Annotated in this window: 16 protein-coding genes; 10 read left to right on the top strand and 6 right to left on the bottom strand. The window is 72.5% G+C overall.

Annotated features, from left to right (window positions below; genetic code table 11):
* Window positions 1–60 precede the first annotated feature (60 nt).
* Entirely contained in the window at window positions 61–636 is a 576-nt protein-coding gene (locus BKA00_RS35375) for a hypothetical protein (protein WP_185032505.1), read from the top strand.
* A gap of 300 nt (window positions 637–936) precedes the next feature.
* On the opposite strand, the gene BKA00_RS35370 is transcribed toward BKA00_RS35375, so the two are convergent.
* Window positions 937–5,034 (bottom strand): hypothetical protein, encoded by a 4,098-nt coding sequence (locus BKA00_RS35370; RefSeq protein WP_185032503.1) that lies wholly within the window; start codon window positions 5,032–5,034, stop codon window positions 937–939.
* Window positions 5,019–7,631 carry an ATP-binding protein gene (locus tag BKA00_RS35365; protein ID WP_185032501.1) on the bottom strand — a complete coding sequence of 871 codons (2,613 nt, stop codon included), beginning with the start codon at window positions 7,629–7,631 and terminating at the stop codon, window positions 5,019–5,021. The genes BKA00_RS35370 and BKA00_RS35365 overlap by 16 nt, the downstream gene beginning before the upstream one ends.
* 150 nt (window positions 7,632–7,781) lie before the next feature.
* Here BKA00_RS35365 and BKA00_RS35360 point away from each other — a divergent pair, with 150 nt between their 5' ends.
* Together BKA00_RS35360 and BKA00_RS35355 are read left to right on the top strand one after the other, a co-directional pair.
* Window positions 7,782–9,434: a CpaE/TadZ family protein gene (locus BKA00_RS35360; RefSeq protein ID WP_185032499.1), complete on the top strand. Its 1,653-nt coding sequence runs from the start codon at window positions 7,782–7,784 to the stop codon at window positions 9,432–9,434.
* A 42-nt stretch (window positions 9,435–9,476) separates the two neighbouring features.
* A complete protein-coding gene (locus BKA00_RS35355; RefSeq protein ID WP_185032497.1) occupies window positions 9,477–11,084 on the top strand; it encodes a hypothetical protein in 1,608 nt (535 codons plus the stop codon).
* 69 nt (window positions 11,085–11,153) lie between these two features.
* Here the strand turns inward: BKA00_RS35355 and BKA00_RS35350 are convergent, their stop codons facing one another.
* On the bottom strand, window positions 11,154–11,663 hold the full coding sequence (locus tag BKA00_RS35350) for a hypothetical protein (protein ID WP_185032495.1): 510 nt from the start codon (window positions 11,661–11,663) through the stop codon (window positions 11,154–11,156).
* A gap of 40 nt (window positions 11,664–11,703) precedes the next feature.
* Window positions 11,704–12,708, bottom strand: coding sequence for a hypothetical protein (locus BKA00_RS35345; protein WP_185032493.1), 1,005 nt, complete (start codon window positions 12,706–12,708; stop codon window positions 11,704–11,706).
* A gap of 270 nt (window positions 12,709–12,978) precedes the next feature.
* Here BKA00_RS35345 and BKA00_RS35340 point away from each other — a divergent pair, with 270 nt between their 5' ends.
* The 6 genes from BKA00_RS35340 (at window position 12,979) to BKA00_RS35315 (ending at window position 20,998) form a co-directional block, all read left to right on the top strand.
* The gene (locus BKA00_RS35340) at window positions 12,979–14,130 is read left to right on the top strand and encodes a hypothetical protein (protein ID WP_185032491.1); all 1,152 of its coding nucleotides are present in this window, start codon (window positions 12,979–12,981) and stop codon (window positions 14,128–14,130) included.
* 191 nt (window positions 14,131–14,321) lie between these two features.
* Window positions 14,322–14,831, top strand: a complete 510-nt coding sequence (locus tag BKA00_RS40185; protein ID WP_189377169.1) for a DUF4282 domain-containing protein — start codon at window positions 14,322–14,324, stop codon at window positions 14,829–14,831.
* An 11-nt stretch (window positions 14,832–14,842) separates the two neighbouring features.
* On the top strand, window positions 14,843–17,176 hold the full coding sequence (locus tag BKA00_RS35330) for a protein kinase domain-containing protein (protein WP_185032487.1): 2,334 nt from the start codon (window positions 14,843–14,845) through the stop codon (window positions 17,174–17,176).
* Window positions 17,173–18,300 (top strand): response regulator receiver protein, encoded by a 1,128-nt coding sequence (locus BKA00_RS35325; protein WP_185032485.1) that lies wholly within the window; start codon window positions 17,173–17,175, stop codon window positions 18,298–18,300. The genes BKA00_RS35330 and BKA00_RS35325 overlap by 4 nt, the downstream gene beginning before the upstream one ends.
* A 38-nt stretch (window positions 18,301–18,338) precedes the next feature.
* On the top strand, window positions 18,339–20,252 hold the full coding sequence (locus tag BKA00_RS35320; RefSeq protein ID WP_185032483.1) for an AAA family ATPase: 1,914 nt from the start codon (window positions 18,339–18,341) through the stop codon (window positions 20,250–20,252).
* Window positions 20,249–20,998 carry a 4Fe-4S single cluster domain-containing protein gene (locus BKA00_RS35315; protein ID WP_185032481.1) on the top strand — a complete coding sequence of 250 codons (750 nt, stop codon included), beginning with the start codon at window positions 20,249–20,251 and terminating at the stop codon, window positions 20,996–20,998. Before BKA00_RS35320 ends, BKA00_RS35315 begins: the two co-directional genes overlap by 4 nt.
* On the opposite strand, the gene BKA00_RS35310 is transcribed toward BKA00_RS35315, so the two are convergent.
* On the bottom strand, window positions 20,902–21,873 hold the full coding sequence (locus tag BKA00_RS35310; protein ID WP_185032479.1) for a hypothetical protein: 972 nt from the start codon (window positions 21,871–21,873) through the stop codon (window positions 20,902–20,904). The genes BKA00_RS35315 and BKA00_RS35310 overlap by 97 nt on opposite strands.
* 51 nt (window positions 21,874–21,924) lie before the next feature.
* Between BKA00_RS35310 and BKA00_RS35305 the strand changes: the two genes are divergently transcribed.
* Complete coding sequence (locus BKA00_RS35305) at window positions 21,925–22,317, top strand: FHA domain-containing protein (protein ID WP_185032477.1); 393 nt, start codon at window positions 21,925–21,927, stop codon at window positions 22,315–22,317.
* A gap of 75 nt (window positions 22,318–22,392) precedes the next feature.
* Here the strand turns inward: BKA00_RS35305 and typA are convergent, their stop codons facing one another.
* Window positions 22,393–24,246, bottom strand: coding sequence for a translational GTPase TypA (typA, locus tag BKA00_RS35300; RefSeq protein WP_185032475.1), 1,854 nt, complete (start codon window positions 24,244–24,246; stop codon window positions 22,393–22,395).
* Between the last annotated feature and the right edge of the window lie 29 nt (window positions 24,247–24,275).

Raw genomic sequence — 24,275 nt, 5'->3', positions numbered from 1 at the left:
ACGCGTACAGAAGCCGGGTCCATCACCCGGCTTCTCGCGCCTTCACCGAAAGGAACAACCGTGAAAAGCGAGCAGCCGAACAACCGACGCATCCTGCCTCTCGCCCTCCTCGCCGTCGTGGTGGCACTGCTCGCCGGCGGCCTGACGTTCGGTCTGGTCAAGATGACCGGCTCGGACAGCGCCAGCGACCAGACCGACCCCAAGCCCAGCGCGACGGCCCCGGCGACCGAGAACAAGCCCCGCGAGGTCATCGCGATGGTCGAGCACGGCGAGCAGCACGCCCTGCTGAACTTCGAGGTCTACCCCCAGGGCGGCCAGGTGACCGGCACCTACACGCTGGTGCACTTCGACGGCAACGGCCGCAAGGTCGAGTACCCGAAGGACAAGCCGTTCAAGGGCACGGGCTCGGACACCTTGTTCAAGCTCTCCAACCTGGGGGACCAGGGCCCGGTCGAGGCCACGCTCTCCGCGGACGGAACCCGCCTCACGTTCGACCAGACCTTCGGTGTGGAAGAGACCGAGTGGCAGGTCATCGACTCCGAGAGCGTGTTCGACGGCAAGGTCGACGAGTACGCCAAGCGGTTCGAGTCGTGCTCCAAGAAGCACGACTACAACCCCTGCGAGGGCGTCAGCTGAACGCCTACGCAGGCGCAGGTTCCCCGAACCTGCGGGAACACGACCCGAACCCCGACGACGACCGGCCTCCACCCCCAGCGGGTGGAGGCCGGTTCTTCTTTCGGCTCCCGGCGCCTTGGGGCCAGGTCCTGTCCGCGGAGACCTCGGCCACGCGCGCGAACGCGTGAACTGGCCGGTGGAGCGAAGCCGGAGGCGAGCGGAACCGGGCAGGTCGCGAAGCGATGCCGCGTTCGCCCCAGGCAAGGTCACGCAGCGAGCCGCCAGGCGAGCGAAGTGGGCCGGGCTGTAATAAACACCGCCCTAGGTCCTGGACATCTCGTCTCGGTACATGTCCCGCAGCACCCTCCGGATGTCGACCGGGGTGTTCGCGTTGGCCGCCAGCCGTGGGTCGACCTGGGTCATCCGCCTGCTGTCCTGGAGCGACCGCTCCAGGTCGCTCAGCCGGTCGATCACCGCCTGGTTCTCCGAGCGTTCACCGCGGCCCTCCCGGTCGAACACGTCCCGCAACTCGTCGAGGCTGCGGAGGATCCCCGCCGCGGCCCCCGAGTCGGTCGGCCGCTGGGAGATGGCGCCGACCAGCCTGTCGATCTCCTGGTGCACCTGCTGCTGCGCCTGCTGGTTGCTCTTGGTGATCTGGTCGGCGAGCCGCGTCAGCTCATCGGCGTCGATCATGCTGTTCGGATCGGCCATCTGCACCCGCAGTTCGCAGACGCCGCGCGCCGAACGGGACGCGTCGACCGCGTCCCGGAACATGGCGCTCAGCCTGTCGACCTGCTGGGCGGCCTCCTGCTGCATCTGGGTGAGCCGGGCGTACTCCGCTCCGAAGAACTCCCCGGTGATCGTTCCCGCGTTCATCGTGTCGTGCAGGTTCTTGGTCTCCATGGCGACGCTCACCATGGAGCGGATCTCCCCTTCGAGCTGGCGCTGGAGGTTGCCGGCCGACGCGAAGGTGCCGTCCGGCATCTCGATGCGGATCCTGTTGAAGTCTCCGATCTCGCTCCGCGCGGCGGTCATCACGCCGCTCACCGCGTCCAGGTCGCGCCGCTGGCGGATGTCGGGGGCCGGCATGTCGACGTCGCTGGCCCACTCCCGGGCGGCCTCCACGGCGGCGACCTCTCCCCGGCGGGGAGCGATGCTGATGCGGGAGAGCTCCTCGTCCTTGCCCCCGTCGAGCCAGCGCTCCACCCGCACCTTCACCTCGGGAAGGCGCGTGTCGAACCCGTGGGCCTCCAGGACGTTGACGATCTCGCCTTCGTCGGTGACGTAGCCGCGTTCCCTGAGCTGCGCCGTCATCCGGGCGATCTGCTGGTCCTGGTTCTCCAGAACCCCGTCGGCGGTCATCTGGGGCCGCCGGTCGCGAGCGGGCAGGAACAGGTGCGGCATCATGCCCAGCTGCTCGGCGGTGATGCCCTGGGGCCGGCCGTTCGCGAACTCGACGTTGGGGGCGAGCAGCCCCTGGTTGCTGACCTGGAGCTGGCTGGCGTTCAGGCCCATCGCGCTCGCCGCGTCGGCGAGCGCCCGCATCTTCTCCTCGTCGTTGACGAATCCGGTGAACTCCGGGTGGAGCCCGCCGGGCTGCCCCTGGCCCCACTGCCGGGCCCGCAGCATGTTCAGGCCCTCCTCGGCGTGTTCGCCCATCAGCCGCCGCTGCTCCTCGGAGTCGCTGACGCGGATGATGTTGCGATGCCAGTCGTCGGCCTGCCGCAGGCCCGTCCGGGCGCTGTTCGCCGTGGGCATGCCCGCCGCGGAGATCGCGTCCATGCCCGTCCCTTCGCCGCCGGCTCCGGAGCGCACGCCCCTGATCCCGTTGACGCCGGCCTGGATGCCGCGCCCGGCCGCCGCGGAGCCGGTGAAGGCCATCAGCGGCAGCGTCGCCAGCACCGCCGGCGGCGCCACCATCGTCAGGCCGGCCAGACCCGCGGTCAGCCCGGCGTACGCGGCCGCGCGCTGCGCGGGCGACCCGGACGCGGCCTTGCGCTGCAGGGCGTTCACACCGTTCTGGAGCTTCGCGCGGCCGCCGTCGTACTTGTCCTTCGCCCAGTCGGTGATCGGGCGGGTGGCTCGCTGCGCCCCCTTCTTCGCCGCGCCGGCGACCGCCCTCGTCGCGCGGTTGTTGAGCATGCGCCGCTGCAGCGACCGCTCGTCCAGCGCGGCCAGCCGCATCTTGCCCACGCCGAGGCGGCCGAGGCGCTGGGACACCTGCTGGCCCGCGTTGCGCGACAGCCTCCGGTCACCGCTGCCCCGCAGCACGATGGCCGAGGCGAACCCCGTGGCCCCCGAGGTGGAGGAGATGTCCCCCAGGCTCAGGATCTTGCTGATCTTCTTGAACAGGAACAGCGCCACCAGGGGGGCCGCGCCCTGCGCGACCTGCTGGAAGAAGTTCGGCGTGCCGTCCTTGGTGGTCGCCTCGATGGCCTGGTACGTCGTATCGGTGAGCATGGTCAGGAACGTCAGGGCAAGGGTGAAGAGGGCGTCACCCGCCGCCGCCGCTCCGGTGAGTTTGAGCAGTCTCATCCCTTGCGGCAGGCCCGCTCCTATGAGCAGCAATGTCAATGGCAATATCATGACAAGTCCTGCCAAACCCACACTGGACACTGTCATACCGATCGCCATTGGTCCCATGACGAACAGGAAGACGAAGGCGACGATCATCGACAGCAGGCCCTGGGTGAGCCGCTGGGCCTGGTTCTTGCCCAGCCAGGCGCTGACGAAGTTCCAGTCGGCCTGGCAGGCGGGCTCGCTCGCGTAGCAGTTCCCCAGCTTGTCCTTGAGCTCGTCGTCACCGTTGAAGTAGAACGTGCCCATCGTGCCGTTGTCGCAGAGGAAGCAGAGCACGTCGATACCGGCGACGCTGAACTGCGTCCCGCTCTTGTCGTCCTCGTAGGTGACGTTGCTGTAGAGCTTCTCGCAGGCCTTCGCCTTGTCCTTGGTGTCGGTGGCCTTGTCCCACTGCGGGATCGTGTGGGCGCTGCCGAGCCCGTCGTCGTTGGCCTTGCAGGCACCCCAGGCGATCATGATCATCTGCTCGTCCGCGGCGGGGTCGATGAAGTACCCGCGGGCCGAGTTCGACGTGGTGGTGCCCTTGCCGTGGCCGGTCGCCAGGTCGTAGGCCTCCAGCTTGTTCTCGGTGCTCACGTCGGCGTTGGCCTCGAGCCAGCGGCAGGACGCGTGGGCAGGCGAGGGGAACTGCTTCGTGCCCTCACCGAACTGCGCGGCCTGCCAGGAACGGACGAGCGAGATCTCCCACATCTTGCTCACCTGCACCATCGCCTGTTTTCCACTGGCGAGTGAGGTGTCCTTGTTCCGGGCCATGTACTCGTCGTTGAGCTTGTCGTCGAACTTCGCGCAGGTGACCGCGCCCGCTCCGCCGTCCGGATGGCCGTCATAGAACACCGGATTGTTGTCCGTGCCGTCGTTGATCCTGCCTATCTTCTGCAGGTTGTAGAGCGAGTCCGCCGCGGTGGTGAACCAGCCCTGGACGGTCGCGGCCATCCACGGCGTCGTGTACGCCGCCGTCGGGTTGTCCTGGTGCTTGTCGGCCTGGTCGCCGATGAAGAAGATCAACCCGTTCGCCGCCAGGAACACCATGACCAGGCGCATCGCGGCCGCGGGCCCCCGGCGGTGGCCGCTGCTGGACCAGCGCCGGAACACCGCCGCCATGACGAAGATCCACGAGGGGATCAGGAACCAGGCCGCGTACAGCGAGAAGGTGCGCACGACCGAGTTGATCGGATCCGCCGCCCGGCAGATCATGTCGAACGAGTAGCCGAATCCCATCAGCGAGCCGATGATCCGCCAGCAGAGCCCTCCCGCCATGAACATCAGGCTGGCGATCATCGAGACGAACCGCTGGGTCTTGAAGATCCGGGCGTTGTCCACCACGAAGAGCTCGAAGGACGTCCACCGGTGCAGCGGCAGGAAGTCCCTCGCCTCGCTGTAGGCCTCGCAGGCGTCCCGGTTGATGTCGTAGGTGGGCTGGTCGTCCGGGGCCGCCGCGAGCAGGCGCCCGCCGACGCCCGCTCCGGTCTGCGCCACCGGCGCGGAGGACACGCCGGGCACGGTGTTATAGACGGGCACTGTGGAATTGGCGGGCAGGGTGGAAGCGGGCGCTGAGGAGGCGGCGGGCGCGGGCGCCGCGACGCGCGCGGCGGGCGCGGCGGGCGCGGCGGGCGCGGCGGCGTTCGGCGGCCGGCCGCCGGATCCGAAGCCCTCGGTCTGTCCGGAGAGCAGCGCGAGACCGCCGAAGACGGTGAGCGCCAGTGCCCACACCAGCAGCTGGAGTCCGCGGCGTGGGCGCGGGGGTGCCGCCTTCGCGCCGCCCGGCTCCGCCTGGCCGGAACGGCTCCGCTTCCGCGGGTCGCCGCTGCGGGCCGTGCCGGGCCTCAGCCGACGAGCCATGGGTTCTCCTCCCCCGTCTGCGGCGGGCCGGCGCTGATGTCGTGCCCCGGGGCCGGGGCCGCGCCGTTCTGCCCCGGCGGCGCGGTCGCGCCGGGATCCTTCATCCGCGCGGCTGCGGCGACGGCCGCCTCGTACTCGGCCCGTTCGGCCTCCTCGCGCTCCCTGCGGGCCTCCTCGCGCTTGCGGCGGTCCTCCGGGTTCGTGCTGTACGCCTGCGCGGCCTCGGGCGGCGTGGGGCCGAGGACGACCTGGGCGTGCCGTCCGAACAGGTCGCGGAAGATGCCGCGCGCCCAGCGCGCGGGCTTGCCGTCCTCGGCCGGCAGCGGGCCGAACTCGCGGATCTGCGAGAGCCGCTCGGAGGTCGGGTCGAGGCCGCACAGCCGCAGCGCCGTCTCCGCCTCGCGCTTCTCGTTCAGCTTCAGCACCAGCACCCGGCTCAGGTAGGACTCCAGGTCCTTGGTGACCACGTCCGCGATCCGCTGGGTGAGGAACACCGGCATGATGTTCAGCGACCGGCCCTCACGCGAGATGCGCTGCAGCGAGGCCAGGCCCTCGGCCTGCGAGAGGAAGGTCCACGCCTCGTCCACGATCAGCACGCCCGAGCGGTTGGCGATGAGGATCTCCAGCGAGGCGCGGATGACCAGGCGCACCGCCGCCAGCGCGATGCGCTCCGACACCGAGTACTCGCTCGGCGTCTTGCCCTCCGGCAGGCCGAGCTCGCGGTCGAAGTCGACCAGCGTGAGCCGCTGCGACATGTCCAGGCGGGGCAGCGGCTGGAGGGCGATGCCGAGGGAGAACATCGACGACGCCTCCATCTGCTGCTCCACCAGGCTGCGCACCCGCTCCGCGTCGTCGCCGGGAACGTACTTCAGGGCGTCCCAGACGCAGCGCGCGCCGTTGAGCGCCCCGCGCTTCAGCCCGGAGCCGAGCGCGAGCCGCTCCGACAGCGAGAGCCCGTCGCGGGAGTCGTCCAGCGCGGACAGGATGTGCACGTTCGCGATCTCGGCCGCGATCGTCGGCGGCGCGTACCGGAACGGGTCGAAGGCCCCGGGCGACTCCTCCAGCGCCGACATCGACACCCGGCCGGCGGGGATCCCCATCCGCTGGACGTAGTCCACCATCCCGTAGAGGGAGTCGCCGCCCTTCGGGTTCACGAAGATCACCGGCAGGCCGTTCAGCGCGGACTGGGTGGCGACGGACTGGGCGAAGAAGGTCTTGCCGCTGCCCGGGTCCCCGAAGATCCCGAAGACCGGCGGCAGGTTCTTGCGGGGAGCGCCGAGGGGGTCGACGAAGAACGGCGTGCCGTCCGGGTCGATGAGCCCGCCGTAGACGCCGAGGTCGTCACCGAGGTCGGAGAACGCCTGGAGCCCGGCGTGCGAGACCATCGGCACGTTGACGTCCTGCAAGAACGGGTTCACCCGGACGGAGGAGCAGGGCAGGGTCTCCTCCAGCGCCTGGATCTGGCGGTGCTCCAGCGCCTTCATCTGGATCCCGTAGTACTGGGCCAGGAACTCCATGTAGGTCTCGGTGGCGTCGGTCATCTCCCGCGCCATGATGAAGCTGCACCGGGCCAGCATGGGCTGGTTGGAGGTCGCGAGGTAGTCCTCGACCTCCTTGGCCTGCTGGAAGGTCTGGGAGAGCTCGACCTTCTCCAGGTCCTGGGTCTTGCGCTCCTCCTCCATGTTGGACATGATCCGGCGCTGCGCCCGGCGGGCCCTCGCCCGCGTCAGGTTCGCGGGTTCGAGCTCGGCCCTGATCGAGATGACGTGCGGGGCGTCGCCGGGGTGGCTGATCACGTCCAGCGCCCACTGGGCGTCGGGGGACGGCATGATCGGCTGGTCGAACCGCATGACGGCGGCCATCTCCAGCTCGCCGATGCCGGTGACGTCGAGCCGGGTCGGCATCTCCTCGATCACCGCGTCCGGGCCCCGCCCGAGGTTGTACCAGGACTCCAGCTGGTCGAGCTCCTGCCGGGTCGGCTCCTGCGCGTCCGCCCGCTTGAAGATGGAGACGATGTGCTCCATGTCCTTCTGATAGTCGGACAGGTCGGGGACGTCGTCGGCCATGGAGTCCTTGACCAGGTCGGTCAAGGCCTTGATCGTCCCCATGCCGCCCTGCGAGCCCTTGCCGGCGCGGGACGTCTTGTCCATGAGCGACGACCGGAGCTGCACGCCGACGAACAGGACGCGCTTCGGGGCCAGGAAGCCGAAGGCCTCGGCCTGGTAGGCGCGGAGCTCGTCGGTGTTCTCCTTCGGCGGGGTGACGAGGTCGTCCCAAGTGATCGAGACCAGGTGGATGTTGCGGTTGTTGGACAGGGTCGCCAGACCGCCCACCGGCTGCCGCGACGTCCGGCCGAGGTCGCCCAGGAGCCGGGACAGCGGCGCCGCCATGGACAGCTGCTCCGCCGGGTCCTCCCACTTCATCGGCGACAGGCGCACGGTGCGGTAGATCCACACCTCGCCGTTGTAGCCGACGTAGACGCCGTCGGCGGTCCGCCAGGCGTAAGGAGTGGTCCACATGGTGGCGGTGTCGGCCTCGGAACGGCCTGCGCGGCTGGTCCCGGTGAGACGTCCGAGCGCCGCCCTCAGGTTGACCATGTGCTGTCATCTCCCTGGTCGTGTTGGCTCTCAGGGAGACAGTCCGGCATCCGGGGCTGGCGGCATCCATCATTGTCCGCACAGTCGCTAATAGAGATTCCGGCCGCTTCGCCGACCGGGTGACAACCAGAGCGCTGAGGACACTGAGTGATGGCAACTGCGCCGAACCTCGTCGTCGCGGGGGATCCGGGCGTCGCCCGGAGTTTGCGGGAGACCGGCCGGTTCTCCGCGGTGTACGACGCCGCCTCCGCGGCAGAACTTCGCGACCTGTCCAAGAGCGGTCGGGTCGGTTCCCCCGCCGCCTTCATGTTCGCCCCGGGATTCGTGGAGGACCTCCCGGGCGCCGGCGTGGCCGTCCTGGCGAACGGGCTCGCCGGCCGCGGGTTCACCGTGCTCGTGCACGGCTACTTCGCGGAACGCGGCGACGCCTTCGCACCGGGCGTCCACGTCATCGGCGGGCAGCTCAAGATGTCGGACCTGCTGGCGCTGTTCGGCATCGCCGGCAAGCCCCCGGCCCCGCCGGCCGCCCCGCCACCGGCCGCCCCGCCACCTGCCGCCCCACCACCCGCCGGGCGGCCACCGGCTCCGGCGCCCGCCGCGCAACCCGCCGCCACCGGCCAGACCTCCGCCGGCGGCTGGAACCAGAGCCCGGCGCAGCCGCCCTCGTTCGCGCAGCCGCCCGGTGCCGTGCCGCCGCAGGCCGCCCGACCGCCCGCGCCCTCAGCCCCGGCTCCCGGCTCCCAGCCGTGGCCGGCGCCCGCACAGGGACAGCAGGGGGTCGCGGCGCAGCAGCCCGTCCCGGGAAACCGGGACGAGCCGGCCCTGGAGTCCGCGACGGGGCACGACCACGACGCGATGCCGGCCCAGCCGGTCTCGAACGGATGGCCGGGGCCGCAGCAGGCTCCGTCGACCGCACTGGTCAGGGCCGAGGAGCCCGCCCCGGCGCTGGGACGGGTCATCGCCATCGCCTCCGCCAAGGGCGGTGTGGGCAAGACCACCACGGCCGTGAACCTGTCGGTCTACGCGGCCCGGCATCTGCACGCGGCCGGCCGGCCCGGGAGGGTCGCTCTGGTCGACACCAACTTCCAGCAGGCCGACGTCGCGCGGTACCTGAACGTGGAGTCGCCGACGATCCTCGACATGCTCCGGAGCAACGGATCGCTCAGGGCGGAGAACGTGCGCAGCCATCTCGCGCACATCGGGGACGCCGACCTGTTCACGCTGCTCGGACCGCAGGACATCACCATGGCCGATCCGGCCCTGATCAACGCGATGCTGTACCGGCGGATCATCGCGGTGCTGCGGCAGGCGTTCGACTTCGTGTTCGTCGACACGCCCGTCGCCGAGCTCTACCACATGACGTTCACCGACCTGGTCCTGCCCGAGGCGGACGCGATCCTGGTCCCGGTCGAGCCCAACCGGGTGACGCTGGAGGCCGCACGCGCCTGGCTCAGCGCGATCACCATGCCGCGCCACTCCCGGAGCGGCGGTGTGGACCCCGAGAAGCTGTCGCTCATCCTCAACCGGGCCCGCGCCGACGTGGACTGCAGCCCGGAGGACGTCATGGACCTGATGCCCGGCTGGCGGTTCGTCGGCATGATCCCCGAGGATCTGGAGTGGACGCAGGCCGCCAACAACCGCCGGCTGAACGCGCTGCAGATCGGCCCGGACCTGGACGTGACCTTCCGTGAGATCCTCCAGTTCGTCACCGGGGACCCGGTGTTCGGCCAGTCCATGGCCACGCAGGCGGCGGGCGGCCGGGGAGGCCTCCTGAAGAGGCTCCTCGGCATGGACCCCAAGTGATCATCCTCGATCCGGCCCTATCACGAGAAAGGAAGCGGCCATATGGCAGCGCAAAATGAGCCCGCCACCGGAATGGACTTCTGGGCGGCCATCGGCGTCGGCCAGGAGGAGGACGACGGGCCGGAAGAGCAACCCTCGCAGGACAAGCTCCTGGTGACCGGCCCCCCCGCCCAGGCCGCACCGGCGGACGCGGGCGCCGCCGCGGGCTCCGAGACCGGGGCCGACCAGCAGAGCCCGCAGGACGACTGGGCGTCCCTGTTCTCCGCCTGGGACGACTCCGCCAACGACCCCGCCAACGGCGCCGCCCCCGCGACGGCGAAGCCGTCCGCGACGGCGAAGCCGTCCGCCGCGGCACCGGCCGACCAGGCGGCGGCCGGTGCGGGCGGGGCGCGTGCTCAGGCGCCCCCGGCCGCCGCGCAGCCGAAGGCGCGCGACAATCTCCAGAAGCAGGAGCGCGCGGAGCCCGCGGAGCCCCCGGAGCCCGCGGAGCCCCCGGAGCCCGCGGACGCGCCGGCGGAGCAGCCTCCCCAGGAGCCCGAGGCGGCGCAGGGCGCCGAGGCCCCCTCCGCCCTTGAGGCGGACGGTACGGCGTGGTCCCCCGCACCCCCGCAGGACCACCGGCTCACGCGCAGCACGCCCTTCGGGACGGCCGGGCAGCCGTTCCAGACCGCGCCCCCCGCCCAGGCTCAGCAGCCGGCGCAGACCCCGGAGGCCGTCCAGCCTCCGCAAGCCCCGCAGAACGGGCAGGCTCCGAACAACGGGCAGCTCCAACAGAACGCGCAGCCGACGCAGAACGGGCAGCAGACGCAGAACGGGCAGGGCCCGCAGACCGCGCAGGGCTCCCAGGAGCTCGCCGACGGCACCACGCCCCCGTCCCCGCCCCCGCCCGCGGCGGACCCGGCGTGGGCCACCGCGGAGCGGATCGCCACCACGCTCCGCCCGCGGGTGGCCGAGCTCTGGCTGGAGGTCCTCACCCGGCACACGGGCGGGGACCCGGCCATGGCCAGCAGGGTCTACCACGTCCTGAACGGCACCCACCTGCTCGGCGAGCTGATGCGCGACGAGACGATCGACGAGGTGCACGTCCACGGGACCCAGGTGACCGTCTGCGGGGCGCGCGGCATCCACCAGATCCCGGGGTTCCCCAGCCTCGCCGCGTCCCGCCGGGCCGTGAAGACGATCACGGCCTCCCGGGAGAAGCGGGGCCTCGTCGTCTCGAAGGTGAACGACTCCGTCGTGATCAGCAGGCGGAACGGCGTGGTCCCGAAGACCAACGCCCTCGTCGCCGGCGGCGTCGTCAGCGGGGACCAGCTCGCCCGGATCCGGCAGGCGCTGGCGCAGATGCAGGCCGTGACCGTGACCGGCCCGGCCGCGCGGATCGTCCTGCGCGCGCTGGCCTCGCTGATCCCGGAGGGCAGCCGCGTCTTCCTCGGGGCGTACGCGACGCTGCCCGCGGGGTGCGTCACCGCGGTGAGCCCCATGGAGGCCGACTACGTGCTCGGCGTGCGGCCGGGCGCGGTCGCCGAGGAGATGGCGGGCGCGGGACAGGTCGGCGCCCTCATCGCCAATCCGGAGACGCAGTTCCCGGCGGCGCTGCGGTTCGCCGTCACGGGGCCGTCCGCCGCGCCGGAGCGACTCGTCGAGCGCTGACCGGACGGTTCCAACGCGAACGCCGAGGGGCGCCGCCCGCCGTTCCCGGCGAGCGGCGCCCCTCGCGTGTCAGCCCTGGCGCACGGCGCGCTCGTGCTTGCCGTCGCCGATCTCCAGCACCCGCGCACGCGCCGCGGCCTCGACCAGCGGCGCGATGAGATGGGCCAGCGGGGTGCGCCGCGGAGTCCCCGGCATCTCGGCCAGTTCCGTGATCCGGCGCACCCCGGCCTCCCCGTGCAGTTCGAAGCCGCGGACGGGGTGGGCCCAGACCTTGCCCTGCGCGGTGTCCATCACCGGAACCGCCCGGTCACCGGGGGCGACCGCGATATCGCCTAAAACCCAGCCGGTCTGCCGGGCCGCCTCGGCGTAGGCGATGACCTGCTCCAGGTCGCGCCGCAGCCGGGGCATGCGGGAGCCGTCGAACGTGACCGGCGGGCAGGCCAGCGCGACGGCGTCGCGGCAGCCCAGCCTGCCGGCGATCTCGGCGACCCGATCGAGGACACTGCGGTGAACGTGGCCCACCTGCTCTCCATCCACGGTCAGCAGCACCACGTCCGCGCGGTCCTGCGAATCGGCCATCGGTTCCCCCTGCCCGGCGGCCCCGGCCGCCAGGGACGGCTCAGGCTGGACGCATGTCCACGACGCGGTCGGAGTCCAGGATGAAGCTGGCGGCCTCGTCCGGAGTGACCCCCAGGACGTCGATGACCAGCCGGATCGGGCCGACCTTCTCGGCGTCGCAGCGGTGGCACCTGGTGCGGTTGTCCCCGTAGACCTTCATCGAGGGGTTCCGGTCGCCGTTGCTGTGCCTGCTCGGACGCGGGCAGTGCCACAGGTTCCCGTCGTCGGAGGAGGAGCCGAGCCGCGTCAGCACCGTCCGGACGTCCACCGACTTGGCCTCGGCGATCCGCTTGTTGTGCGGCGAGACGGGGACGGGCGGCACCATGTCGGCCCCGCGGCGCCCGGCCCGCAGCTCCTGGCGGTACTTGGCCGCCTCGCGCCGCAGCTTCTCCAGGTCGATGCCCTGGGCCGGGTCGTCCTTGGTGACGGGAGCGGGCTCGTCGCCCGTGGACAGGTAGGGGAACCGGTCGTCGGCCCGCCGCCGCAGCGCCGCGACGAGCACGAACGTGGCCAGCGCGTCCCGGGCCGAGTCCGGCGGGACCATGCGCAGCCGCGCCGCGTACCGGATCACGGTCACGGCCTCCGGGGTCACGAGCCGCTGGGTGCCGGAGCCGACCTGCACGGTCGGCAGGACCCCCTCCTCGCCGCCGACCTGGCCCCATTCCAGGTACCCGTTCGGCCGGCCCGCGTCGGGGAAGCCCTCCCCCTGCGGGTCCAGGCGCGAGAACTCCAGCACGGTGCCGCCGGCGTAGGCGTCGACGCGGCGGCCGGCGAAGCCGCACAGCGCCGCGTACGGCACGAGGCAGCTCGGGTCCTCGGGCGCGAGATAGATCACGCGCGATCGGAAGTCGGCCGCGGTCAGGCCGCTGGCCCGCAGGCCGGCGATGGTCGCGGCGATGACGTCCTCGTCGTCGCCCGGAACAAGGTCGACCGACTTGACCCCTTCGATCGCCGGAGGTGAACCGGTGGTGCGAACGGCCAGCACGTAATCGGTCAACTGGTGCATCTGGTCTCCTTTGTAGTGTGCCGCCCCCGTGTGTCACGCATGACTGTCCACGCGACGGGGCGAGCCGCATGCTTTATTTGTCAACCGGTTCGCCGGCGGTCGCCGTCCGGCCCTCTGGTACTTGCCGATCCGACCTGCCCCGAAACGGTCATCACTGAAGAGTGGACACCGGCAGGTGCGACCGGTGCCGCACCTGGCCGGTATCGGCCGGGTGCCGAGGTTACCGCCGGCCGTCCGCGGCCGGTGGCAGGACACGGAGAAGGGTGCACAGTGCCAGCGCAAACCAAGGAAGAATTCTACGTCCGGCGCCTCTTCGACGACGACGTCCCCGTGTTCGTGGACGCGACCAAGTACGTCCGCCAGGACACCCCGTATCCGCTCAGCGCCAAGAAGGCGCTGAAGGCCACCTGCGGGGTGCGCACGGACAACGAGGTCCTGGCGTTCAGCCTGCGCAACTACACCGGCAAGCAGGCCGAGCGGGAGGTCGAGCACGTCGAGAACACCGTCGGCGGGCGGGTGACGGCGCAGAACCAGCTGCGGCTGCGGATGCCCCGCAGGACCCTGGCCGGCCTGAACGAGACGGCCCGGGCCCTGGCCGTCGTCCTCGGCGACGAAGTGATCACCGAGCTGGACGGCGACCTCTACGTCCTGAGCCTCACCCGCGCCGGGAACGAGGGGACGCTGGCGCTCGCCGGCAAGCTGACCCCGTCGGAGGGCGGCTTCGTCCGGTCCGAGGCCGGCGACGGCGACACCGAGTTCGAGCTCCCCGTCGCGGGGGTCCGGCTGCGCATCTTCCTCCGCTCCCCCGTCCGGGACCGCATCATCGCCTACGGGTTCAGCGGCTACCTCACCCGCAAGCCCGGCGAGATGGAGACGGTGACCCGGGCGACGGCGCTGGCCATCAACAGCATCCTCGGCCTGGCGACGTTCCGGATGCTGTCGCAGCTCGACCACGTCGACGTCCCGCCGGTGCCGCGCGGCAACGCCGTCCGGCCGCGCAAGCCCGCCGAGCAGGTCACCTTCTCGGTTCCGGCGCTGCTGTTCACCGACGACGGAACGCCGGCGGCCCGCGGCCGCGTCGCCGCCGAGATCGACCTGGACCAGGTGGACCCGGTGACCGGCGGACTGCAGCTGCACGTCACGGCGGGCGACCAGCTGGAGTGGAACCCGGCGGTGGCCGAGGCGGTGAACTTCGAGGCCTACGAGCGGGTGCTCACCGAGACCATCGGCGCGATGCTCCACTCGGCCGTCGGCATGGACACGGTGCGCGACCTGGCCTACGACATCATGCTGGGCGACCTCGGGGCGGAGGGCATCGCCCGGCTGCGCGCCGCGACCACCGACCTCCCGGGCCTGGCGGCCAAACCCAACCAGGCCGAGGTGCGCTCCGCGCAGCCGGCCACGGGCGTTCCGGCCGCCTGACCACCGGCGCGGTCCCGCGCCGTGCCTCGCGCCGTCGCGGGCCGGTGGTGCCAGCATCCTGGAGCCACCGGCCCGCACGTCCGCACCGGACCCCCGCGCGATACGGGATCGTCGCGCGGCGGGTTCCGGCGATGGACGGGGCCAGGCTTTAGAGTCTCCGTGTAGCGGTCCCCACACTGGAGACGACGGTGATGACGAACCCACCGGACCCTGGTCACCCTCCGCGTCCGCAGGCGCCCGGCGGGCCTGGCGGGCCCTACGGTCCACCGCCCGGCGGACCTGCCGGTCCCTTCCCCCCCGGCCCCGGCCCCGGCCCGGGTTCCGTCCCCGGCCCGCGCCCGCCCGGCCCTGCCTCGGGCTTCCAGGACCCGCCGCAGGGGTGGGCGCCTCCGCCCGGCCCGCCGGGCGAGAGGAACCTGCTCGGGGCGCTGTTCGACCTCAACTTCGACACCATGATCACCACGCGGGTGGTGAAGATCCTCTACGTGCTCGCGCTGATCCCGATCACCCTGTTCTCGCTGCTGATGGCGGTGTACGGGATGGCGTGGCTCGACGACAGCGCGGCGCTCGGCCTCATGCTGCTCCTCGGGTCCCCGTTCGCGTGGCTCTTCGGAGTGTTCGCGACCCGGATCGCCATGGAGTTCGTCGTCAACCAGTTCAAGATCAGCGAGTATCTTCGGGCCATCAAGGACAAGGGCTAGACGGGACGGCTGTGGGCGAGTTCGATGGCGCCCCGCCGCGGGACACCCGGCGGGACGCCGGGGCGACGCGGCGGGACGCGGGAGTGCCCGGGCCGCGCCCGGCGTCGGCGACCCGGCGGGAGGGGCACGGTCCCGGGGACCCGCTGATGCGGCTGCCGGCCGTCCTCGGCGAGCGGTACGACGTGGTCGCCGAGCTTCCCGTGCAGGGCGCCGAGTCCGACCTGCTCCTGGTGCGCGACGACGACGGCGCCGAGTTCGTGGTGAAGATCTTCCGCCGCGGGTACCGCGCCGACCGGGAGGTGTGGGCGAAGCTGCCCGCGCTGCAGGCGCCGAACGTCCTGCGCATCCTGGAGACCGGGCACGCCGACGGCCGCGACTACGAGGTCGCCGCGTACGCGCCGGACGGCAACCTGCGGACGCTGATGGACGAGGGGCCGCTCCCGCAGGAGGCGGTGGCCGAGATCGCCGCGCAGCTCGCCGGCGGTCTGCGGGCGCTGCACCGGGCCGGCATCGTCCACCGGGACCTCAAGCCCGAGAACGTCCTGGTGCTGGCCCGGGATCCGCTGCGCCTCGCGATCGCCGACTTCGGGCTGAGCCGGGTGCTCGAACAGAGCGTGGTGTTCGCCTCGTCGTCGCGGACGCTGGCCTACGCGGCGCCGGAGTCGCTGTCCGGCCAGGTGTCGCCGGCCCGCGACTGGTGGTCGCTCGGCATGATCGTCCGGGAGCTGGCGACGGGCCGGCCGCCGTTCCAGGGGCTGAGCGAGACGGTCGTGGTCGACCATCTCGCGACGCGGCCGGTCAGCGCGGACGACGTCCCCGAGCCGCGGCTCCGGCTGCTCTGCCAGGGGCTGCTGACCCGCGACCCGCGCGCGAGATGGACGGGCGAGCAGGTACGGGAGTGGCTGGACGGCGGCTCACCGCGGGTCGCGGAGGAGAGCGTCCCGGCGGGCACCGGGCTGCCGTTCAGGGGCCGGCGCTACACCGGCAGGACCGAGCTGGCGCGCGCGCTCGTCGAGAACTGGGACCACGCCGCCCAGTACTTCTTCGGACGGGGCGAGACCGGCGAGGCGTGGCGGAGCCTGCGGGACTGGCTCGCGGAGATACCCGACGACAGCCGCATCGCGCTCGTCGACGGCCACCTCATGACGACGCTGCCGTCCGACGTCAAGCTCCTGCACCTCGTGCGGTGGCTGGATCCGGCGATGCCCCCGCACTACCTCGGCCGCCGGATCACCGCCGCCGACCTGCCCGGGCTGGCGGGCCTGGCCGCCGACCGGCGCCATCCCGACCACCGCACCGCCTGCCTCATCGGGCGGGCGCTGTGGGAGCACCGCCTGCTGCCCGTGCTCGCCGGCTTCGCGGGCGGCGAGGAGCTGGCCCGGGTCGACGACCAGTGGCGCGCGCACGTGTCGGCGTGGAACGACCTGGCGCGCTGGCTGCGCGAGCAGGCCGCCTCGCCGCCGGGCCTCGCCGGCCGGCTGCCCGAGGCCGGCGCGGAGGAGCCGCCCGCCGTGCTGCTCGCCCTGCTCGCGCTGGCAGCGCGGCCGGAGGAGACCGCGCGGCTGATCGCCAAGGGCGCGGCCCGGGCCCGCGAGCCGGTGTCCGAACCGGTGCCGTGGTTCACCTGGATGGTGGACGGGGCCGGCGACGATCCGCTGCGGCTGCTCGCCGTGGCGCGCGCCGCACCCGAGGCCGTGGCCGAGAGCGAGTCGCTGACGCGCGAGCGGCACGCCGCCGAACAGCGCGACGAGGCGCTGCGCACCCACCGGGCCGACCGCGAGCGGCAGCGGCTCGCCGGCCGCGGCCCGGCGATGGCGAAGGCCGTCGCGCTGACGTCGCCGCTGCTGCTGTTCTGGCTCCTGGGCAGCTGGGTCATCGGGTCGCTGTTCGGCGGCGGCGAGGACGACGGCACGGCATCGGTCGGCCTGCACAGCTCCTCTTCGGGCGTCTCCTTCGGCGTTCTGGCCGTCCTGTCCGTGCTCGCCTGGGCGGTGCAGTGCGGCAGCGAGGTCGTCGCGGCGCGCGCGCAGGGCGCGGACTACCTCCCCCACGGGCCGTGGGCGATGCTGTCGGGCATCCTCGGCGCGGGCGGCCGCGGACTGTCGACGGCGTCCCAGACGATGTCGGGCGCCGCGCGGCGAACCGGACGGCGCGGCTGCGGGTGCGTGCTCGCCGCCGCGACGCTGCCGCTGCTCCTGTTCCTTCTCCTGCTCGCGGCCGTGACGTCCGTCGCGAGCCTGCTGTGGGTCCTCGTCCTCATCGCCGTCCCCGCCGCGCACGCCGTCGCGGCCGGGGTGCGGCTGCACCACTGGCGGCAGGCACGGACGATCGGAGGGACCCCATGAGCAGCGGGATCGACGCGGACATCGCGCTGGACGCGGCGGTGGTGCTCAGCCTCGGCATGACCCGCCTGCTCGGGCACGGCGCGGGCCTGGCCGGGCGCGGCGCGGAGGCGCTGGCCGCGCTCGCCGCCGGGCGCGCCGAGGCGCGGGCGGCGGCGCTCGCCGAGGTCCGCACGCACGAGCGGGCGCTGCGCGAGACGGTGGAGCGCAACGCGCGCATCGCCGCGCTCGCCGAGACCCGCGCGAAGATCGGCGCGGACGTGCCGCTGCCCGGCCGGCTCGACCCCGCCGAGCGGTCGGCCGCGGAGCTGACCGCCTGGTGCGCCGCGACCGACCCCGTCCTGGACGAGGCCGAACGGCGCCTCTCCGAGCACCTCGCCGCCCAGGTCGGCGCGCAGATCTTCGCCGTCCCCGCCGAGGGGCTGACGGCCGAGGCCGGCGGCGGCGCGCCACCGCCGCCGCACACCGGCGACGTCCGCGAGCACCTGGAGAAGATCCTGGCGCGGCTGCTGCCCGACGCCGGGGAGGCGGAGCGGCGGGAGGTCGCGGAGGCGGCGCGGCTGCTGGCCGGGGCCGCGACGCCGGCCGACGCGGAGGGCGTCCTGCAGGAGGTGCGGCTGCGGATCCAGGACGCCAACCGCCGCACCCGCGAGCGGCGGGACGAGGAGCGGCGGCGGGCGGCCGAGCGCGACGCCGCCGAGCAGGCCGAGGCCGAGCGCCGCTACGTCCTCGACTCCATCACGGGCGCGTTCGAGGACATGGGGTACGAGGTCCAGGCCGGGTTCGAGACGCTGACGGCCGAGGACGGCACCGTGACGCTGACGAAGGGCGCCTGGCCCGACCACAGCGTGCGGATGCGCGTGGACGACGCCGCGCACGTGCGCGCCTCGATGGTGCGCGAGCGGCCCGCCGAGAGCGAGGACGACCGCCGGGTGGACGTCGAGCGGGAACGGGAGTGGTGCGAGGCGTTCGAGGCGGCGCGCGAGCGCCTGGCCGGCGAGGGGATCCGCTCGGACGTGGCGTGGCGGCTGGAGCCCGGAGTGCGTGAGCTGCCCGTCTCGGCGGAGGCACGGCAGACTAGGGGCCGTGCCGCCCAACGCGAACGCTCCCGCGAGCGTCACACGTGAGGTGTGCGGGGGGCGCTCGGACGGAGTGGAGTGACTAGATGAGCATTGATTCGCCGACCCTCGGGGGGCGGTTGCAGGGGTGGCCGCCGTTCATCCGGGAGCTCGACGCGACCCTCTCGGTGCACTCCCAGTACGTCCTGTCGGGCAACCTGCACGACAGCTTCCTCGCGCCGTCGCCGGACGGGGGCCCGGCGGTGCTGCTGCCGCTGCGGGCCCTGCTGTGGGAGACGCTGCGCTCCAGCGGCGCGTCGTTCATGGCCGTCTACGACCCGGTCGACGGGTTGCAGATCGTCCCCGGCCCGAACGAGCCGTCCGGGGGCGAGGCGGCGTCGGCGGCGGAGTCGCTGCTCGGCAAGGTCAAGGCGGACGAGAAGCCGTCGCTGGAGGGGCTGACGCGGCATCTGGCCGCGGTCGCCCGTCCGCAGGAGAACGTCCGCGCCGCGTTCGTGATCGACTCGGCGTCGCGCATCGCCCGGACCCCGACGGACCTGGAGCCGGCCGAGCGCGACTTCTTCCGGTTCTGCGCGAAGCTGTCGCGCAGCGCGCGTCCCGTCCGGGTCACGGGGGCGCGGCCGAAGCCGCTGTACAACCCGGTCGTCTGGCTGGTGGAGCGGCCGGGCGACCTGCCGCCGTGGCTGACGGCCGACAACGAGAACATCCGCGAGATCACGATCCCGCGCCCGCATCTCGGCGACCGGCAGGAGACCGCGCGGCTGCTGGCCCGCGCGTTCGGGGTGAGCGACGTCGGGTCGGACGAGGTGGCGGCCGCGGCGTGCGACGCGTTCGCCGAGCAGGCCGACGGGCTGACCCTCCAGTCGATGATCGAGGTGACCCGGCTGGCGAAGGAGCGCAACGTCGACCTCGCCGACCTGCCCGACGCGGTCCGCACCTACAAGCTGGGCGTGCTCGACAACCCGTGGAGCCGCGGGCACCTGCGGCGCCGGGTGCTGGACGGCGAGAAGCGCGTCCCCGAGCGGGTGATCGGGCAGCCGCAGGCGGTCACCAAGACGCTGGACATCCTCAAGCGGGCGGTGCTCGGGCTGTCGGGCGCGCAGGCGACCAGGTCCGGCAGCCGCCCGCGCGGGGTGCTGTTCTTCGCGGGCCCGACCGGCACCGGCAAGACGGAGCTGGCCAAGGCGATCACCGAGCTGGTCTTCGGCGACGAGTCGGCCTACCTGCGCTTCGACATGAGCGAGTTCTCCGGGGAGGGCTCCGGCGACCGGCTGATCGGGTCGCCGCCCGGGTACGTGGGGCACGAGGCCGGCGGCGAGCTCACCAACGCCGTCCGGGAGGACCCGTTCCGGGTGATCCTCTTCGACGAGATCGAGAAGGCGCACCCGCGGATCCTGGACAAGTTCCTGCAGATCCTTGAGGACGGGCGGCTCACCGACGGGCGCGGCAACACCGTGCACTTCTCCGAGTCGATCCTGATCTTCACCTCCAACCTCGGGATGTTCGTGCCGGGGCGCGACCTGACGGCCGGCGCCGGGGCCGGGTACGGGGCCCCCGACCGTGTGCAGAACATCACACCGGACATGTCCTACGAGCAGGTCGAGCAGCGCATCAAGGGCGCCGTCGCCGACCACTTCACGACGGTGCTGAACCGGCCGGAGCTGCTCAACCGGTTCGGCGACAACATCGTGGTGTTCGACTTCATCTCCGGCGAGGCCGCGCACAAGATCTTCGACCTGCAGTTCGCGAACATCTGCCGGCGGGTCACCGAGGAGCACCGGCTCGTCCTCGCCGTGAAGGGGGACGCGCTGCAGACGCTCCGCGAGTGGTGCACGGAGGAGCTCGCCAAGGGCGGGCGCGGCATCGGCATGGCGCTGGAGTCGCACTTCGTCAACCCGCTGGCGCGCGCGCTGTTCGACCGGGAGCTCGTCCCGGACGAGAAGGTCACGGTGACGGGTATCCGGCGCGAGGGCAGCATCGTGCACCTGGACCTCCAGTGAGCGCGGGCCGCTCCCCCGGGGCCGGAGACGGCTCCGGCGAGACGCTCCTGCTCGCCAAGGCGCACTACCCGGTGACCACACTCGGCCCCGGGACGCGGGCGGGGATCTGGACGCAGGGCTGCACGCTGCACTGCAACGGCTGCCTGTCCCGCGACACGTGGGACGCCGACCCGGGCCGGGCGATCCCCGTCGAGGCGGTCCTAGGATGGCTCGCGTCCCTTCCCGAACCGGTCGACGGGGTGACCATCTCGGGCGGCGAACCGTTCCAGCAGCCGGCCGCGCTGGCGGCCCTGGTGCGGGGGATCCGCGCGTGGCGGGAGACCCGCGACCGTGAGACGATTGCGTTGGACATATTGGTTTACAGCGGATATGTCTACTCTCGGCTCTCGCGCGCCGCTGTGACGCGCGAGATCGTGGACATGTGTGACGCCGTGGTCACGGGGCCGTACGTCGACCGGCTCAACCCTGGGGGGCGACACCCCGGGGACGGCTCCCTACTCTGGAGGGGGTCGGCCAACCAGCGTGTCGTGCCGGTGTCCCCCCTGGGACGCGAGCGGTACGGGGCAGTGGCCGGCGTCGGCGACACTGAAGGAAGAGGGCCCCGAGTACAGGTGTCCGTGGACGAAGGGCCGGAGGGAAAGCGGGTGTACTACATCGGGATCCCGCGAAGAGGTGACATGGAGCACCTCACGTCGAGGCTCGACCGCGCCGGGGTGCGCTCGGGGGATGTGTCATGGCGACCTTGAACTGTCCGGTCTGCGACGAACCGTTCCAGCCGGGCGATCTGCTCTGCATGAGCTGCGGGGCGAACCTGGCGCGCGCCGGAGGCGGCGCTCACCAGCAGGGTCCGGGCGGGTACGAACCGCAGCGGATACCTCCGCCCCCGGGGCCGCAGCAGGGGGGCCAGCAGTACGGCGCCCCGCAGCCCGGCCCGGCCGACCACCAGTACGGCCAGCCGCAGCACGGGCAGGGCCAGCACGGGCAGCCGCAGTATGGCCAGCCCCAGCACGGCCAGCCGCAGCAGGGGCAACCGCAGTACGGGCAGCCGCAGCAGCAGCAGCCTCCAGCGGACCCGTGGGGCGCACCGCAGCAGCCCCAGGACCAGTGGGGCGCGCCGCAGCCGCAGCAGCCGGACGCCTGGGGCCCGCCCATGCCCCAGCAGTCCCATGACCAGCAAGGGCAGGGCCAGCACGGCCAGCCCCAGTACGGCCAGCCGCAGCAGGGCCAGCCCCAGCACGGCCAGCCGCAGTACGGGCAGCCGCAGCAGCAGCAGCCCCCCGCGGACCCGTGGGGCGCACCGCAGCAGCCCCAGGACCAGTGGGGCGCGCCGCAGCCGCAGCAGCCGGCGCCCGACCCCTACCAGCAGCAGCCGCAGGACCAGTACCAGCCGCAGCAGCAGTACGGAGCCCCGCAGGAGCAGGGGGGCCAGCAGTACGGCGCCCCGCAGCCCGGCCCGGCCGACCACCAGTACGGTCAGCCGCAGCACGGGCAGCCGCAGCACGGCCAGCCCCAGTACGGTCAGCCGCAACACGGGGGCCAGCCGCAACACGGGGGCCAGCCGCAGCACGGAGGCCAGGCGCCGCAACTGCCGCACGGCCGCGAGGCGACGCTGCTGCCGCACGAGCACAACCAGGGCCAGCAGCGGTCGCCCGCACCCGACAGCACGGCGTTCATGTGCCCGTACTGCGAGGCGGTGCTGGCCAACCCGGGCGCCGCGCAGTGCGACTCGTGCCTGCGCCCGCTGCCGCAGAAGGGCACGCCCGTCCTGCGCGTCCAGTTCCCCACGGGCGAGCTCAAGGTGTCGGTCGGCCAGCACCTGGTGCTCGGCCGCGACGCGGGCCAGTCGCCGGTGGCGGCCACGTTCACGCAGTACGACAACGTGTCGCGGCGCCACTCGACGGTGTGGCTCGACCCGTCCGGGACGGCCTGGGTGCGCGACGAGGGCTCCACCAACGGGACGTTCGTCAACGGCGAGCGGCTCCCCCGCGGCGTGGACGCCCCGCTCCGCGACGGCGACCAGCTCCGCCTGGCCGCCGACGTCACGGGCACCGTCCAGCTGAACTGAACGGCACGTACATGAGAAAGGGGGCGGCCCCGCGGTTCCGAGAACCGCGGGGCCGCCCCTTTCGGGTTCCGGTGCTCAGCCGGCGCGCTTGGTGCGGGCGCGCGTGCGCTCGCGCTCCTTGGCGTCCAGGACGACCTTGCGGATGCGGACGGCGGCCGGGGTTACCTCGACGCACTCGTCCTCGCGGCAGAACTCCAGGGCCTCCTCCAGCGACAGGAGGCGGGGCGGGGTGAGCCGCTCCAGCTCGTCGCCGGTGGACGACCGCATGTTCGTGAGCTTCTTCTCCTTGGTGATGTTGACGTCCATGTCGTCGGAGCGGGAGTTCTCCCCGACGATCATGCCCTCGTACACCTCGGTGGTCGGGCCGACGAAGAACGTCCCGCGCTCCTGGAGGTTCGTGATCGCGTAGGCGGTGGCGGCGCCGGACCGGTCGGCCACGAGCGAGCCGGACGGACGGGTGCGCAGCTCGCCGAACCAGGGCTCGTAGTCCTCGAAGACGTGGTGCGCCATGCCGGTGCCGCGCGTCTCGGTCATGAACTCGGTGCGGAACCCGATCAGGCCGCGGGCCGGGACGAGGAACTCCATCCGGATCCAGCCCGTGCCGTGGTTGGTCATGTGCTCCATGCGGCCCTTGCGGACCGCCATCAGCTGCGTGACGGCGCCGAGGTGCTCCTCGGGGATGTCGACGGTGAGCCGCTCGACCGGCTCGTGCTTCTTGCCGTCGATCTCCCGCGTGACGACCTGCGGCTTGCCGACGGTCAGCTCGTAGCCCTCGCGGCGCATGTTCTCGACCAGGATCGCCAGGGCCAGCTCGCCGCGGCCCTGCACCTCCCAGGCGTCGGGGCGCTCGGTCGGCAGCACCCGGATCGAGACGTTGCCGACGAGCTCGCGGTCGAGCCGGTCCTTGACCATCCGGGCGGTGACCTTGGTGCCCTTCTCGCGGCCCGCCATCGGCCCGGTGTTGGTGCCGATCGTCATGGAGATCGCCGGCTCGTCCACCGTGATCAGCGGCAGCGGGCGCGGGTCGTCGGGGTCGGCGAGGGTCTCACCGATCATGATGTCGGGGATGCCGGCGATCGCGATGATGTCGCCGGGCCCGGCCTCGTCCGCGGGCTTGCGGGTGAGCGCCTCCGTCATCATCAGCTCGGTGATCCTCACCCGCTCGACGCTACCGTCGCGCCGGCACCAGGCGACCTGCTGGCCCTTCTTGATCGTGCCGGCGTGCACCCGGCACAGCGCGATCCGGCCGAGGTAGCTGGAGGCGTCCAGGTTCGTCACGTGCGCCTGGAGCGGGCCGTCCGGGTCGTAGGCCGGCGCGGGGATCGTCTCGGTGATGACCTTGAACAGCGGCTCCAGGTCGTCGCTGCCGGGCATGGCGCCGTCGGCGGGCTTGTCGAGCGAGGCCCGCCCGGCGCGGCCGGACGCGTACACGATCGGGAAGTCGATCTGGCCCTCGTCGGCGTCGAGGTCCATGAACAGCTCGTAGGTCTCGTCCACGACCTCGTCGATGCGCGCGTCGGGGCGGTCGGTCTTGTTCACGACCAGGATCACCGGCAGCCGCGCGGCGAGTGCCTTGCGCAGCACGAACCGGGTCTGCGGGAGCGGGCCCTCGCTGGCGTCCACCAGCAGGACGACGCCGTCCACCATGGACAGGCCGCGCTCGACCTCGCCGCCGAAGTCGGCGTGCCCCGGGGTGTCGATGATGTTGATCGTCAGGCCGTTGTGCAGGACCGCGGTGTTCTTCGCGAGGATCGTGATCCCCTTCTCGCGCTCCAGGTCGTTGGAGTCGAGCACGCGGTCGTCGACGTCCTGGTTCTCGCGGAAGGCCCCGGACTGCCAGAGCATGGCGTCGACCAGCGTCGTCTTGCCATGGTCGACGTGGGCGACGATCGCGACGTTACGGAGGTCGTCGCGCGTGGAGATGGGCATGCGGGTTCGCCTTGCGTGAGAGTTCGGGA

This window comes from Actinomadura coerulea (assembly GCF_014208105.1).
Classification (GTDB): Bacteria; Actinomycetota; Actinomycetes; order Streptosporangiales; family Streptosporangiaceae; genus Spirillospora; species Spirillospora coerulea.
The sequence above is the reverse complement of the archived record's forward strand: the minus strand, read 5'-3'. Positions and strand labels throughout refer to the sequence as shown.